We start from the raw sequence: 13,648 nt of genomic DNA on the forward strand, positions 1-13,648 counted from the left end.
GTGAGCCTCTTCGTTTTCCACCACCTAAATACAACCTTTATCAATTTGAATACCAGCGATCTAATAATAAATTGCGCTATCCCACTTATTTTCACTTCAGCGATATCATCAAACGCGCGCAATTTCCCTTAAAACCAATACCTAAAAAAAATAACTATGGGAGGTCCTGTAGTCAAATAACAATATTTTAGTAAACGCTAGTTCATATTACGTCACGTAATATCCATACAGAACTTTAAGTTAAACATACGTTCGTGCAGCGTTCCCATTTTCATTTGACTCAATTTATTGGACATTCTTTTTATGAAATTAAAGTTATTTATCGCAATTATTTTTAGTACTTCGATGTCGTCTTACGCGACAGAAGCAGTAGATAAAACGGAGTTTTCATTCGAAGACTTAAAAGCGCTGGCAAAAGCCTCAGCCGAAAAGCCCTATACGTCAACTAAGGTGCCAGCGCCGGAGTTAATCGATAAAATTACGTATGACGAACATTGGAAAATACGCTTTAAAGAAGATGAAACCTTATATCCAAGTGGAAAAAAGGCGCCCGTACAATTATTTTACCCTGGCCGATATTTTCCTGAGCCAGTAAGTATTTACATCAGAGACGATAAAAATCAGGTTCAAAATGTACCTTTTAGTAATGATGTTTTTGATATGCCTGATGACAGCCCAGCTCACGATCTCCCAGAAGGGCTTGGATTTGCAGGCTTTAGAATAATGCGCCCAGATATGAAACCAGATTGGATATCTTTTTTAGGCGCGTCTTATTTTCGTACCGATGGGCCAGAGGGGCAATATGGACTGTCGGCTCGAGGTATCGCGATTAATACGGGCATGAATCAACCAGAAGAATTTCCGCGCTTTTCTGCATTTTGGATTGGCCCCGCAGAGAAAAAAGGTGAAAGTGTGTCTGTTTGGGCATTGCTTGAAGGACCTTCTATCACTGGGGCTTATCGATTTGGTTTAAGCAAAGATAACAAAGAAGCTAAAGGCCATATTACCTCTGTAACGGCTAATTTGTATATGCGCGCCGATGTTGAACGCTTAGGCGTAGCACCGTTAACCAGTATGTATTGGTACTCACAAAAAGATAAAACAGAAGCTAAAGACTGGCGCCCTGAAATTCACGATAGCGATGGCCTAGCTATTCACACAGGATCGGGTCAATATGTTTGGCGTCCATTAAATAATCCTCAGTCGGTTTCGACCAATAGTTTTATTGATGAGAACCCAAAAGGGTTTGGTTTAATCCAAAGAGACCGTGACTTTAATAACTACCAAGACGACGGTGTATTTTACAATAAGCGTTCATCAGCGTGGATAAAACCTACTGACGATTGGGGCAAAGGCGCAGTTCAGTTAATCGAAATTCCAACAAAAGATGAAACGTTTGACAACATTGTTGCCTACTGGGTGCCTGAAAAAGAGGCGCGCAAAGGTGATGAGTTTACCTTTTCTTATGATATTGAATGGCGTCCACTCGATCCAAAATCAAAAACGCTTGCAAGCGTTGTAAATACTCGACAAGGCTTAGGTGGGATTCCCGGCCAGCCAATCCCTGAAGGTGTTAACAAGATGGTGATTGATTTTGAAGGCCCAGTGTTTAAAGGCTTAGATAACAAAAGTGGTATAAAGCCGATTGTTGAAGCCAGCAACGGTGAAATACTAGAACCTATTGGGGTTTATCCGGTAGTTGGTACAAACCAATGGCGATTAGCGTTTGACTACAAACAAGCTAACAATAATCCGGTGAACATACGCGCGTATTTAGTTGATAAAAATGATGAAGCTATAACTGAAACATGGGTAAGTGATGCAAAGGTAACGATTAAATAAGCCTTTAAATAGGCATTAAAGTAAAACGGGTGGCTATATTTTGATTTGCTAGGCAATTATAGCCACCATAATATTTACTTAATCGAACGTTACGAGTAAATATTAGTTAAAGTAACTGTTTAGCATATTGTTCTTAAATGAACTTAGGCGCTTTTTATCCTTATTCTTTTTATTGACCTAAAGCATTAAATAATTGTTTAGTTACTTTTTTAATGCTTGGCTTTATGTATGCTTTAATTAAATTTATAATTAAAGCATACAAATTACGTGCATAAAAAGTAATGGATACAAATTTTAGTGGAACTTAATATGACATTTTTAAAAAATGTAAAGCAACAAGCGGCGACTAAAACGCCTTCTGAATTGGAGCGTTTATGGCAGCGAATTGAAAAACATACTAAGCGTAACGCAAACTTTGATATTAAAAAGCAGACCCTGTTTTCTCAATTTCAAGAACAAGTAGAGCATCATGAGCAACTTCAAGCTCAAATGATTGCAGAACAAATTATTCATTTTAGTAAGTTTATCCAACGTAAAAGTTTAACTATTGAACAGCGTAATGAACTTGTGGATTGGATAAATGAAGATTTAGATTATTTGTCAGAACATCCATTCATTGGCGAGTTGAATGTTGAGGAAGTGTCTCAAGTTTTTCAATCTTACCTAAATAAGTATAACCAAGATAAGGTTAGTACAATCCCTTCTTCAGAGTTAAATATATTACGTAATATGTTACAGCAAGATTTCCTCGGTTTAGAATTAACAGATGACGAACTAAGAGAAATAACAGCTGATCCTTCATTGCTTTATAAGCACCTTGACGAGCAAGGTTTTGGTGAGGAGAAAGATGATGAAGCGTTTAGTGCAGATAATATGCACTATGAACAAGATGAAGATTGGGATGACTTTTTTGACCAACACGAACGATTTGATCGCGATGAAATTAAACAACAAAAAAACAACTCAAAATTAGAAAAGTTATTTAAAGGCTCGCAGCTAAACAAAATGTATAAACGTTTAGCATCTAAGTTGCATCCAGATAAAGAATCTTATCTTGCAAAAAAAGCAGAAAAACACGAACTAATGCAACAGTTAGTACAAGCTCGAAAAGAGAAAGACGGTTTTACTTTATTACAACTTTACATAAGCCATTTTGACGACGATGTCGATTTTGATGAAGAAACCAAAGCAAACTTAATACCGTTACTGCAAAATAAAATAATCGAGCTAAATGAACAGCATCGCCAACAAAAAGAAAGTAATGACCAATATACAATTGTGTGGCGTAAGTTTAATGGTCGTAGTAAAGCGCAAATTAAAGATAATTTTGTAAACCATTTAGCGGCGCTAAATAATGAATGTGATGAAATTGCTAAACGTTTAGAGTATTGCACTACGGTTAAATCACTTAAAGAAGAGCTTAACAACCGAATTATGAATAAACGTCATATGCCCATGTCTTTAGAGGCGGCTCTCGAAAACATGTTCAATTTTTGATGAATTAACAGTGACGCCAGCCTAAGTTTTTTCATTAAGTTAGAATGGCTGTCCTGTTTAGCTGTTTCTTTACGCTGCGGCAACTGTATTGTCTTGTTCATAATGTAGAAAAACTGCAAAACGCGATGTATTAAGAAAGATAAGCCCTTAGTTCCTCAATAAAGTCACTCAAACACCAGTGTTCCCTTCTAAAATACTAATTAAAACAACACCGAACACTTTTTTGTATTTTACGTAAAAATACAGTAAACGATTGAATCAAAATATGAACTCGGCTATGGTTTGTTTATCAATAAAAATAAAAAAAACGAGTTAACTTACTGTTTGTTAGCTGTTTTGAGGGATTGTATGTTTTTTTTGAGTAAATTATTTTGTTGGGAGCGAGGCCGATAAAAATCAGGCTACGATAAAATGTTGATTTGTGGTGCTACGTGGCCAATTAAATTTGATACATATTTGCTTAAATTCCCACAAGGAAGTGAAATAGCACCACACACAGACAAAGTTGAATCTGGTAAACACTATCGATTGAATATAGTGCTTAAAAAAGCAGATTTGGGTGGTGAGTTTATTTGTAGTAATCCGATATTTGAAACAAAGCGGGTTAAGCTATTCCGCCCTGATGTAAGTGAGCATCAGGTATCAAAAGTTATAAAAGGTAATAGATATTTACTCAGTATCGGGTGGATAAAAAGGAGCTCTAAATGCTAGATTTAAGACCTAATTGTGAATGTTGTGATAAGAATCTACCTGCACAGTCCAGTGAGGCTTTTATTTGTTCATTTGAATGCACATTTTGTTCTGGCTGTGCTCAAACGGTGTTAAATAACGTGTGCCCAAACTGCTCAGGTAATTTGGTTCAGCGGCCAATTCGCCCTTTGGCTGCACTAAAAAATTACCCAGCATCGACTAAGCGGGTATTAAAAGAAAGTGGTTGTACGCCAAACACATAAAAACATAAAGTATAATAATTACATTTTCTGAATATGGAGATCTGATGAGAAAATCCTTTGAATTTACCGTTAAATCAATCAAAGTTAAAATAATTAACTCTTGGTTTAGTGGTGCTAAATTATATGTGAATGGTGACTTACGAGATACTGACAAAACTTTGTTAGCTATTAGGAATAATACTTTACTATCTGCAAATTTAGGTGAGTTGGGTGTTCTAGAAATCAAGCCATTATCGGGGCTAATTACCGTTGAAATGGATGCATATTTGGTCAATGGTACAAACATTCAACATGTATATAGCTCACATAAACGCCTTAGCCTAAAAGAGCAAAGGGCAGCTCGATAAAGCTACTTTAAATAACGTATATTCCTGCGTTTTCCTGCATTTACCTGCCTTCAGTAATAACCTCCAAATGACTTTGAGGAGGTTTAAATTCCTAAGCATACCAAGTTAATATATTTGGTTTACTCGATTCCTTTAAAATCACTCAAGCTCTTTCACATACAGTAAAAGCGCGCTGTACATTACACTGAGTGCCTTTGTTACATCGCTGTCGATAACCGCTTCTGCTGGGTGATGGCTTATACCGCCAGGGCTGCGTATAAACAACATGCCAACGGGGCAAATTGGAGCGATTGCCATTGCATCGTGCCCTGCGCCTGAGGCAAGTGAAGGCGATGCTTGGTTATTGAGTTTGCATGCATTGGTAAATAAATGCTGAATAGTGGTGTCGCACGCAACGGCACCGGCGGCATGAGTCCATTGCCAATCGAGTGTTAAATTGCGTTTGCTTGCTATAGATTGAGCGCTGCTTTGTATGGCGCTTAGTAAGTTAGCGAGATCGGTGTCGCTCTGTGCGCGTGCATCTAGGCTTATGGTTGTTTTGCCTGCAATCACGTTTGTAGCCCCAGGGCGAGACTGTATTTGCCCTACGGTGGCAACTTCGCCATTTTTAGCATTACTTGCTAGTTTTTCAATTTCGGTTACTAATTCAGCGCAGCCCGCTAGTGAGTCCTGCCTCAAGTTCATTGGCGTTGTACCCGCATGACCGCTTTGCCCTGTTAGGGTAAGCATAGCGCGTTTAGCACCTGCTATAGCCGTTACTACTCCGAGCGCCTGATTAACCGATTCGAGTACAGGGCCTTGTTCAATATGAGTTTCCCAGTAACCTAGTAATTCGTTTTTGTTTAGTGCGGCCTTTGCATAGTCGTTGGGGTTTAAACCAAAGTCCAGCATGGCTTGGCGCATAGTTATGCCGTTTGTGTCTTCAATGTTTAGCCACTGTGGGTCAAATTCGTTAGCGAGGGCTTTTGAGCCAATTAAAGTTGTGGCAAAGCGAGTGCCTTCTTCATCGCAAAAGCCCACTACGTCTAAATGAAAGGGCAGGTCGAGCTTTAACTTATATGCAAGCGCTGCAATTTCTATCCCCAGTAGTACACCTAAAATACCATCAAACGCACCAGCGTTTGGTACGGTGTCGAGGTGCGACCCTATAATTAAACGTTTAGCATGGGGGTTTGACGACTTTAGTCGCCCCCAAAGGTTACCCACTTCGTCTTGCCACGACTGCATGCCTGCCTCTTCCATCCATGATGCAGTAACGGCGTTACACTCTTTGTGCTCTTTTGATAAGTACACGCGGTGAATACCATCTTGCATTTGCGATAGTGCGCTGAGAGTTTTACAGCGAGATAAAGCGCGTGTTGCGTATTCCTCAGCAAGTTCTTTATCTAATAAAGGGCTGTGTTGTGGGCTTACAATCGTCATGCTAAATCCTTTTTTTATTTATAGTGAGCAAGGGCGGCAATAGCGGCTTCGCCTTTAGGGCCTTTGTAGCCATTGGCATGCAAGCAAGCGTCTAGGCTAGCAAGAGTTTGTAGTACGGTATCTTTTCGGGCGTTGTAGCCCATAGTGCCAATACGCCAAATTTTGCCATGCAGTGGTCCAAATGAGGTGCCAATTTCTATTCCAAAATCGGTTAGCATTTGTCCGCGTACGTGATCGGCATTAATGCCCTCGGGTATATAAACACCCAGTACGTTGTTCATTTTATGCGTTAAATCGCCAAATACATTTAAGCCGAGCGCTTGAATGCCCGTTAGCATGGCATCGCCATGTAATTTGTGGCGCGCTACGCAGTTATCCACGCCTTCTTCAATGACTATGCGGGCGCATTCTGAGGCGCAATACAGCATGCTGGTGGCTTCGGTATGATGATTTAGGCGCTCCTCTCCCCAGTAATTCATGATCATACCTAAATCAAAATAGTTAGAGCGCACAAAGGGCTCTGTGCCGTCGATATGATCGGCAGTGCGGATACCTGCTTCTACCTTTTTACGTTTTTGGATCCACTCGGCGCATTTGTCGCTTAGTGTTAATGGCGCTGACCCAGAAGGACCGCCTAAACACTTTTGTAGGCCAACAGAAAGCGCATCGAGTTTCCACTCATCGGCAGGAAGTTCGTTACCCACAATTGAGGCGGTGGCGTCGCAATAAAATAGTACATCGTGCTTTTGGCAAATATCGCCAATATGCTCAAGAGGTTGGTTCATGGTGGTGGATGTATCGCCTTGTACCATAGCAAGTACATGGGGTTTTACATCAACAATGGCTTTTTCGATTTGCTCTGGCGTAAACACTTCGCCCCACGGTACTTCTATTGTGTGCACCTTTGCGCCAACGCGTTCTGCTATTTCAGCAAGTAGGTGGCCAAAGCGCCCCATAATTGGCACTAGTACTTTATCGCCTGGGCGTAAAATTGAGCATAATACGGCTTCAATACCTGCGCGCGATGTGCCATCTATTAGCATGGTCCATTCGTTTTTAGTTTTAAAAATTTCTCGGTAACGCGCCATGGTTTCGTTCATAAAACCGGTCATTACTGGGTCGTATTGACCTATAAGTTGCGCCGACATAGCACGTAAAACACGAGGATCTGCATTAATTGGACCTGGTCCCATTAATAAACGCTGTGGTGGGTTTAAGGTTTGAACTTGCGTGTTATTAAACATATTTTAGGCTCCCAGAGTCTGAATGAGCATGCGAATGCCGGTTATCATTAAGACAACGGCAAAAGCGCGTTTTAGTTGTTTTTGATCCAGCTTGCTACCAATTTTTACGCCAATAGGCGCAAATAAAATAGTCAGCGGAATAATAAGAAAAAAGGCAGGGAGGTTAACTAACCCCCACGTACCTAGGGGAGCATCGGTTGGCGTTGTGCCAATACTTAATAAGGTAATTACGCCAGGTAGCGCAATCAATAAGCCAAAAACGGCCGCAGTACCTACTGCAACGTGGGCACGTACATTAAATGCGTTAAGCATAGGTACGCCAATAGTACCGCCGCCTATGCCAATCATTACCGACAAACCACCTACAATGCTTGCCATAACGCCTTGACCAAATTTACCTGGTAGTTGGTTTACAAGCGCGGGTGCGCCGGCTCTAAATAACATGTTTAAACTGACTAAAATAGCAATGCAGGCAAACATGAGCACTAATGCGTTACCGCGAACGGTATGAGCAATAATACTACCGACTACCGCCATAACTAATATAAACGGTGCCCAGTATTTTATTAGCACAAGGTCAATATTTCCTTTGCTATGATGCGAGCGAATAGATGAAAGCGAAGTAGGTACTATGGTTGCAAGTGATGTAGCTGTGGCTATCATCATTGCCGACTCAGGGCTTACGCCAAAACCTTGCAGTAAAAAATACAGCACAGGTACGATAACAATACCGCCGCCTACACCAAAAAGTCCTGCTAAAATTCCGGCAAAAATACCGGTTGCTATTAAGGCCACTACTATTGGCCATTGGTTTATTATTTCTGACATTGTGTTCCTGCTGTAGTTACGGTTGCACGTCCATCTGAACGAGGATCTGTTGCAGCTTCAAGGCTTGTAGGTGTATCTAAAATAGCCCCAGCGTGCCCCATCATTTCGCTATTATTATCAACGCTTACCCAATCGTGGTCACGTTGATTTAATTCATGTTCTATATGAAAAACTAACCCTTTTTCAATTTTTAAATTTGTACTTGTATCACCCCATGTGCGCCCAAGTAACCAACGAGGGTCGCTAATGGCTTGGTTTATTGATTTATTTCGCCATGCGTAGCCTGCAAAAACAGCGGCTTGGGTTTGTGGTTGCCCTTCACCGCCCATAGTGCCGTAGGCAAGGCGACGACCATCGCTAAACTTTGCCATTGCTGGGTTAAGTGTATGAGCCGGCTTTTTATTTGGCGCAAGGGCGTTAATATTGTTATCCGCATCAATACCTTCATTGTTTAAACTAAAGCTTAAACCACGGTTATTCCACACAAAGCCGCCTTCGCTCATTAATACACCGCTGCCAAACTCCCAATATATACTTTGAATAAAGCTGACTAACTGCCCGTTTTTATCTCTGGCTCCCATCCACACGGTATCGCCGGGTTCTGCGTTAAATGGCCATTGTTGTGCTTTGCTCATATCAATATCGTTAGCAAGTTCGCTTAAGCGATCATCGGTTAGTGCGTTTTTATAATTATCCCCTAACACATCAGGGTCAGCCCAAAGAGTAGGGCGATGGGTAAAGCTTTGTTTAGTTGCCTCAACAATTAAGTGCGTCCAGTCGGCATCGGTTTTAGCTAAATGCTTTAACTTATTTACGGCACCAATTATTTGTAGTGAATGCACGCCTTGTGTTGGCGCGGGTAAGTTGTAGCAATCAATACCACTGAGGTTTGCATTTAGCGCAGTAACTACCTCGGCTTTAGTATTTGTAATGTCATCTGCGGTAATTGAGCTGCCTGCTTTTGCTAAGTCTGCGGCAAATGAGTTGGCAAGTGCGCCCTCATAAAATGCGTTTAAGCCATGTTTTGCTAGGTATTCAAACGTTGCTGCAAGTTTAGGGTTTTTAAAATTTTGACCTGCTTGCAAGGGTTTACCATTTGGTATGTAGAGGTTTTTAAACGCGTCATTGGTATTATTTGCAGTAGCTAGTTTTTCGCAGCCAGCTTGCAAGCTTTCTGTAACGGTAAAGCCCTCGCGAGCAAGTGCGATAGCAGGCGCTAAAATTTTTGACAGTGGTAGTGCTGCGTGTTCATCTAGCTCAAGGGCTTTTTGCCAACCGCGTATTGTACCCGCTTGAGTCAGTGCGCTTAGTCCGCCGCGCTCTGGTATTTGCGTGAGCGGGTTATACGCCGTTGTATTAGTTGCTGCGCGGCCGCAGGCGTCAATAGCAGTGGGCGTTTTTTGGTGTGGGTTATCGATAAGCCAAAAGCTGTCGCCACCAATTGAGTTCATATGGGGATACACTACGCTAATAGCTGCCGCTGCTGCTACCATAGCTTCAGTGGCTGTCCCGCCTTGTTTTAATATATTTATACCCGCCTCAGTGGCCGAAAAATGAGACGAGGTAAATGCAATGTTGTGTGTGGTCATGCCGGTGTGTCCTGTTTAAAGTGTGCAGCTAGGTGCTTAACGCAAGCAAGTAAGCTTTTATCGTTACCGTGGGTCATCATTAATGAAAAACCATACGGATGATCATTTGCTAAATCAGCCAGCGGTAAATGCACTTGCGCTGAGCCACTAAGGCCTGCAATTGCCGAAAGCGTAATAATTTGCATGCGTAAGGCGCTTGTGTCGGCGCCTAATTTAGGTGCAGTTGTAGGGGTGGTGGGTAAAAATAAGCAGCTGTGCTTGTTTAAGTTTTTAGCGACGACTGTTTGCCACTCGTGCTGTATTTTTAACGCCTCTTGTTCTTCTTGCTCGGTTAAAGCCAGTGCCATTTTAAAACGAGCCGCAATTGCTGGCGCAAACTGGGGAGGTTGCCCCGGCAATTGAAGCCAATCTTTATGCGTTTTTGCGATTGCTCGCCCTTGCAGTACTCTAAAACTATCCGCAAGTTCGCTTAATAAGCTGCTGTTAGGTAGTTCAAATTCTTTATGGTGCTTAAAATTAGGCTTGGTTTTTTCAAGCAATTGTTTAAGTGGGGCTTGTAAAGCAGGGTCAACGAGTTCAAATAACGGCTCGCAAATAACTAAGGTATCAACGTTATTAATAGCTTGATTTGGTAACAGTACATTACCTACATCGCTTAATAGCTCGGCGCTTTGGGTAAGCCAACCTATGGTATCAAAAGGCGGAGCCAACGGTATTAGACCGTCTTTTTCAATCACATTATGGCTTGGCCTTATGCCATATAAACCACAATAGCTGGCGGGTATTCTAATTGAGCCGCCAGTGTCGGTACCTAAGCCAATATCAGCTAAGTTAGTAGCAACGGCTGCTGCCGAACCCATACTCGAACCACCGCAAGCATGCCCTTTTAATTTAGGATTTTGCGCAGCGCCATAATGTATATTATTACCCTCTAAGCTATAAGCCAGTTCGTCTGTGTGGGTAAAGCCTATAAAGTTACAACCAGCGGTCATGAGCTTATTAACCGAGCTTGCCGTATTTTGAGCCGGTTTAGCTGTTTTAAACCAGTGTGGATTGCCAGCGCTGTTACGCTCGTCTTTTACTGCAAATACATCTTTTACGGCTAAGCGATTGTTTGCAAGTAGACCAGACTGGTTTGTTTGCCACAGGGTAGGACCGTGATTGCAAAATATACCTTTGTTGTTTTTTTTATCACTCATTTGCAGCTCATTATTATAAAACTGACCAAGTACTTACTTATTAAGTTAGAGTGATTAAAAAGCGGGCTGGTTATTATTATTATGAATACCAATTTTATTAAAAACATGATCATTCTATCGGATTAAATAACGCACTTACTTCGTTAAAAATTATTCATAGAGAACAACTATATGTCATAATTTTTGCCTTGTTATTGCGCTATTTTCTTCGCGTTATAATAGATCACTATTTAATGCAATTGGTATAACTCCGCTTTTTAATCGGTAGTTTTGATTTTATAGTGCTTAGACTAAGCAAGAGGAATGCCATAAATTAAAAACCTGTCCAACTGGTCAGGTTTTGTTGGGTTGTATGAGATTTTTAAATGTGGGCTGTAGAAATAGTGAGATTAAAATGAGCTAAAACAAACCAATTTGGTGCGCAGATGCACCAAGTTGGTCTTTATTTATATAGTTTTGAGTGCTAAATGAGGGGCGTTTTACTGATGATTAAACCATTAATATCGGCGTAAACCCAATCGTTAGGTTCAATAGTGGTGCTAAGCATGGTAACAGCTTGGTTTTTATCACCAAAGCCGCGCTTTAAGGTACTACGCGGTGTAGAGCCTAGCGCCATAACCGGTAAGTCCATAGTGGCGAGTATTTCTATATCTCGGCAACAGCCATTTATTATTACCCCTTCCCAGCCATTATTTAGGGCACGCTCAGCCATAATATCGCCAATAAACGCAAAGCGTTTGCTCGCAAACCCGTTTATAACTAATACTTTACCTTCACCATTTTCATGCAATATATCGGCGGCAAAAGAGTTGTCTTCTGGGCAGGTAACGGTAACTACTTTGCCATAAAACGTGGTTTTTTTACCAAAGTGATAAAGGCCACTGTCGGCTACTTGTACGCTATCGCGATGATCGTCAAATAAATCGGGTGTAGTAAAGGGTTTCATGGGTTAAGTCTCACTTTGCTCAGGTATTTTAAGACCAATACCTTTTAAAATTATGTGGGCAATTGATTGCGTAATTTGTGCCACATCGGTTTTGTCGTACTCTAATTTGTTCATTACGAGTAAAACCTCAGCCTGAAAATCGGCGTAATACTGCGTGGTAGACCAAATAGTAAAGAGCAAATGGTAGGGATCAACCTTATCCATTTTATCTGCGTCCATCCACGCTTGAAGTACATCAACCTTTTGTTTAACCCAAGGGCGGGTATTGGTTCTAAAGTAGTTTTGTAAATAAGGGGCACCGCGCAGTATTTCACTGGCAAATAAGCGAGATTGCATTGGCTGATTTACGGCGAGTATTACTTTGCTTTTAATATAGTTATAAAGCACGGTAGCTGGATCGTCGTTAATTGTGACGTTATCGAGCCCTAAGTTCCAATTAGCTATTATGCGGTCGATCACAGACTCGTACAGACCATCTTTACTTTTAAAGTAATACAAAATATTAGCTTTTGGCACCTGCGCTTCTTTAGCAACCATGCTCATACTTGCTCCGTCGTAACCTAATTGCGAAAACAATTGCTCGGCGGCATCTAAAATTAGTTTTTGGTTTTTCTCGCGTGTAATTTCTTTTTTATTTGGCTTTATTTGTGTGGTCATTGTTGAGTTTGCGTGTTTAACGTATTGATTGATTGTAGCTTTACTGACCAAAAGGTCAATTACTAAAAAGGTGAATGTTAAAAACAGGCGAGAGGTTTAAGCTATTAACTTTAATTGTTTAATTAAATAATTACTGTTAGTTTAGTTTCAAATTTACGAGTAGTACTTTTGGGTTGGCAAATGGATTTTATAAGCAAAAATAAATATACACTATATGGAGTCGCTGCAATATTACTGTGGAGTTGCTTAGTGGCATTACTACGGGATATTTCTGAGTTGTTTAGCCCCATTGGTGGTGCTGCGGCTATGTATTCTGTCAGTGCGATATTTTTAATTTTGGTTATGGGAGTGCCTAAGTTTAGTGGGTTTTCAAAACGCTACCTGGTAGTAGGTACTTTATTATTTGTATCGTACGAAATTTGTTTGGCGCTTTCTATTGGTATGGCAAATAGTCGTCATCAGGCAATGGAAATGGCGGTTATTAATTATTTATGGCCCACGCTAACAATACTGCTCTCTATTATTATTGGTCGTAAAAAAGTAAGTTACTGGGTTTACCCAAGCATGATTATTGCTTTTTTAGGCGTTGCTTGGTGTATTACGGGCGATCAAGAAATGTCGGTCGATACGCTTGTTACTAACTTTGCTGATAATCCTGCTACTTACCTAATGGCATTAGCTGCAGCGTTTATATGGGCTATTTATTGCGTAGTTACGCAAAAACTGAGTAATGGTAAAAATGCCATTACGTTATTTTTTACTGTTACGGCAATGAGTTTGTGGGCGCAATATGGTTTTAGTAATGAAGCGCCATTAACGTTTTCAATCAGCTCAAGCATGACGTTATTATTAGCTGGTGTAGTAGTGGGGAGCGGTTATGCACTGTGGAATCAAGCTATTATTGGCGGTAACTTAATGCTGTTGGGCACGCTTTCGTACTTTACACCGGTGTTTTCTACTATTATTTCAGCGCTGTATTTATCTATTACGCTGAGTGCTTCGTTTTGGCAAGGTGTTGTGCTGGTAACGGTTGGCTCGCTAATTTGCTACTTTGTAACGCGAGAAAAGCCGCAAAGGTTAAGTGCTAAATTTTAGGTCCGGTGTTAGGGAAAAGCTTAAAGTTA

The 13,648-nt window shown here is 40.9% G+C and carries 13 protein-coding genes; 6 read left to right on the plus strand and 7 right to left on the minus strand.

Annotated features, from left to right (window positions below; translation table 11 throughout):
• Positions 1–303: 303 nt before the first annotated feature.
• The 5 genes from CXF89_RS08910 to CXF89_RS08930 all read left to right on the plus strand — a co-directional run bounded on the left by CXF89_RS08910 (position 304) and on the right by CXF89_RS08930 (position 4,639).
• Positions 304–1,842: an OpgD/OpgG family glucan biosynthesis protein gene (locus tag CXF89_RS08910; RefSeq protein WP_121954392.1), complete on the plus strand. Its 1,539-nt coding sequence runs from the start codon at positions 304–306 to the stop codon at positions 1,840–1,842.
• A 309-nt stretch (positions 1,843–2,151) separates the two neighbouring features.
• The gene (locus CXF89_RS08915) at positions 2,152–3,339 is read left to right on the plus strand and encodes a hypothetical protein (RefSeq protein ID WP_121954393.1); all 1,188 of its coding nucleotides are present in this window, start codon (positions 2,152–2,154) and stop codon (positions 3,337–3,339) included.
• Between the two features lie 411 nt (positions 3,340–3,750).
• The gene (locus CXF89_RS08920; RefSeq protein ID WP_257983192.1) at positions 3,751–4,050 is read left to right on the plus strand and encodes a 2OG-Fe(II) oxygenase; all 300 of its coding nucleotides are present in this window, start codon (positions 3,751–3,753) and stop codon (positions 4,048–4,050) included.
• Positions 4,044–4,292: a DUF1272 domain-containing protein gene (locus CXF89_RS08925; protein ID WP_121954394.1), complete on the plus strand. Its 249-nt coding sequence runs from the start codon at positions 4,044–4,046 to the stop codon at positions 4,290–4,292. The genes CXF89_RS08920 and CXF89_RS08925 overlap by 7 nt, the downstream gene beginning before the upstream one ends.
• A gap of 44 nt (positions 4,293–4,336) precedes the next feature.
• A complete protein-coding gene (locus tag CXF89_RS08930; RefSeq protein ID WP_007584337.1) occupies positions 4,337–4,639 on the plus strand; it encodes a hypothetical protein in 303 nt (100 codons plus the stop codon).
• Between the two features lie 138 nt (positions 4,640–4,777).
• Here CXF89_RS08930 and CXF89_RS08935 read toward each other — a convergent pair whose 3' ends face one another.
• The 7 genes from CXF89_RS08935 to CXF89_RS08965 form a co-directional block, all read right to left on the minus strand.
• Positions 4,778–6,061 carry an allantoate amidohydrolase gene (locus tag CXF89_RS08935; protein WP_121954395.1) on the minus strand — a complete coding sequence of 428 codons (1,284 nt, stop codon included), beginning with the start codon at positions 6,059–6,061 and terminating at the stop codon, positions 4,778–4,780.
• A gap of 14 nt (positions 6,062–6,075) precedes the next feature.
• A complete protein-coding gene (locus CXF89_RS08940) occupies positions 6,076–7,305 on the minus strand; it encodes a pyridoxal-phosphate-dependent aminotransferase family protein (RefSeq protein ID WP_121954396.1) in 1,230 nt (409 codons plus the stop codon).
• A gap of 3 nt (positions 7,306–7,308) precedes the next feature.
• The gene (locus CXF89_RS08945; protein ID WP_101216355.1) at positions 7,309–8,133 is read right to left on the minus strand and encodes a sulfite exporter TauE/SafE family protein; all 825 of its coding nucleotides are present in this window, start codon (positions 8,131–8,133) and stop codon (positions 7,309–7,311) included.
• The gene (locus CXF89_RS08950; RefSeq protein ID WP_121954397.1) at positions 8,121–9,722 is read right to left on the minus strand and encodes a gamma-glutamyltransferase family protein; all 1,602 of its coding nucleotides are present in this window, start codon (positions 9,720–9,722) and stop codon (positions 8,121–8,123) included. The genes CXF89_RS08945 and CXF89_RS08950 overlap by 13 nt, the downstream gene beginning before the upstream one ends.
• Complete coding sequence (locus CXF89_RS08955; protein WP_121954398.1) at positions 9,719–10,921, minus strand: amidase family protein; 1,203 nt, start codon at positions 10,919–10,921, stop codon at positions 9,719–9,721. Before CXF89_RS08955 ends, CXF89_RS08950 begins: the two co-directional genes overlap by 4 nt.
• Before the next feature lie 463 nt (positions 10,922–11,384).
• The gene (locus tag CXF89_RS08960; protein ID WP_121954399.1) at positions 11,385–11,867 is read right to left on the minus strand and encodes a putative 4-hydroxy-4-methyl-2-oxoglutarate aldolase; all 483 of its coding nucleotides are present in this window, start codon (positions 11,865–11,867) and stop codon (positions 11,385–11,387) included.
• Between the two features lie 3 nt (positions 11,868–11,870).
• Positions 11,871–12,524 (minus strand): TetR/AcrR family transcriptional regulator, encoded by a 654-nt coding sequence (locus CXF89_RS08965; protein ID WP_121954400.1) that lies wholly within the window; start codon positions 12,522–12,524, stop codon positions 11,871–11,873.
• A 180-nt stretch (positions 12,525–12,704) separates the two neighbouring features.
• Between CXF89_RS08965 and yddG the strand changes: the two genes are divergently transcribed.
• A complete protein-coding gene (gene yddG, locus CXF89_RS08970; protein WP_121954401.1) occupies positions 12,705–13,619 on the plus strand; it encodes an aromatic amino acid DMT transporter YddG in 915 nt (304 codons plus the stop codon).
• The last annotated feature ends 29 nt before the right edge of the window (positions 13,620–13,648 follow it).

Source organism: Pseudoalteromonas sp. MelDa3 (assembly GCF_002863625.1).
GTDB classification, from domain to species: Bacteria; Pseudomonadota; Gammaproteobacteria; order Enterobacterales; family Alteromonadaceae; genus Pseudoalteromonas; species Pseudoalteromonas arctica.

Bases quoted from the DNA above. Each gene is read 5' to 3' on its own strand.
- CXF89_RS08920 (WP_257983192.1), top strand. From the start codon at position 3,751: ATGTTGATTTGTGGTGCTACGTGGCCAATTAAATTTGATACATATTTG.
- CXF89_RS08950 (WP_121954397.1), bottom strand. From the start codon at position 9,722: ATGACCACACACAACATTGCATTTACCTCGTCTCATTTTTCGGCCACT.
- CXF89_RS08965 (WP_121954400.1), bottom strand. From the start codon at position 12,524: ATGACCACACAAATAAAGCCAAATAAAAAAGAAATTACACGCGAGAAA.
- CXF89_RS08945 (WP_101216355.1), bottom strand. From the start codon at position 8,133: ATGTCAGAAATAATAAACCAATGGCCAATAGTAGTGGCCTTAATAGCA.
- CXF89_RS08955 (WP_121954398.1), bottom strand. From the start codon at position 10,921: ATGAGTGATAAAAAAAACAACAAAGGTATATTTTGCAATCACGGTCCT.
- CXF89_RS08960 (WP_121954399.1), bottom strand. From the start codon at position 11,867: ATGAAACCCTTTACTACACCCGATTTATTTGACGATCATCGCGATAGC.
- yddG (WP_121954401.1), top strand. From the start codon at position 12,705: ATGGATTTTATAAGCAAAAATAAATATACACTATATGGAGTCGCTGCA.
- CXF89_RS08935 (WP_121954395.1), bottom strand. From the start codon at position 6,061: ATGACGATTGTAAGCCCACAACACAGCCCTTTATTAGATAAAGAACTT.
- CXF89_RS08925 (WP_121954394.1), top strand. From the start codon at position 4,044: ATGCTAGATTTAAGACCTAATTGTGAATGTTGTGATAAGAATCTACCT.
- CXF89_RS08910 (WP_121954392.1), top strand. From the start codon at position 304: ATGAAATTAAAGTTATTTATCGCAATTATTTTTAGTACTTCGATGTCG.
- CXF89_RS08915 (WP_121954393.1), top strand. From the start codon at position 2,152: ATGACATTTTTAAAAAATGTAAAGCAACAAGCGGCGACTAAAACGCCT.
- CXF89_RS08940 (WP_121954396.1), bottom strand. From the start codon at position 7,305: ATGTTTAATAACACGCAAGTTCAAACCTTAAACCCACCACAGCGTTTA.
- CXF89_RS08930 (WP_007584337.1), top strand. From the start codon at position 4,337: ATGAGAAAATCCTTTGAATTTACCGTTAAATCAATCAAAGTTAAAATA.